The sequence below is a fragment of the Nocardia sp. JMUB6875 genome (genome assembly GCF_041154655.1).
Lineage (GTDB): Bacteria > Actinomycetota > Actinomycetes > Mycobacteriales > Mycobacteriaceae > Nocardia.
This window is the reverse complement of record NZ_BAAFGR010000424.1, coordinates 1-544: the sequence shown is the minus strand read 5'-3', so window position 1 is coordinate 544 and position 544 is coordinate 1. Positions and strand designations below refer to the sequence as shown.

1 protein-coding gene is annotated in these 544 nt (G+C 66.4%); it reads right to left on the bottom strand.

What is annotated here, in order from left to right; translation table 11 throughout:
- Positions 1 to 544: ABC transporter substrate-binding protein (locus ACAM49_RS40370; RefSeq protein WP_369640770.1), on the bottom strand; the 544-nt coding region annotated here is incomplete at both ends.

Here is a 544-nt window from a genome sequence, read left to right as displayed (position 1 = left end):
GAGGTAGGGGAGGGAGAGGGGGGTGGGCTGGTTGATGGCGCTGATTTCTTGGACGGTGAGGAAGACGGCCGCGTTCTTCTTGACCGAGGGGAGGTTATTGAAACCTGGTAGGGCTCGGTACTTTTCGTCCATGCCCGGGGAGTAGCCCGCGAGGAGGAGGTCGGAGGTCAGTTCGTCGAGGCGCTCGGGGGACAAGGAGAGGCGGCCGCCGTTGCCGCCCTGGGCTACGAGGTTTTCGGGGATGGTCATGCCCAGTTGGGTGAAGAGGCGGCTGGAGCCGTCCTTCGGGTCGGTCAGGACCATGAGTTGGGAGGGGCCGGCCAGCCAGGAGCTGGTGAAGGTTTTGCCCTTCAGGCCGGGGTTGCGTTGGGAGATGGCGTCGATGCGGGCGTTGAGGTCGGCGATGAGTTTGTCGGCGGCGGTGGACTTGTGGAGGACCTGGCCCAGGGCGCGGACCTGGTCGGGCCAGGGGGTGATGGTTTCCTTGCCGAGGGCGGGGAGGGTGGGGGCGACCTTGGAGAGGTCGGCGGAGGTTTTGGCGTCG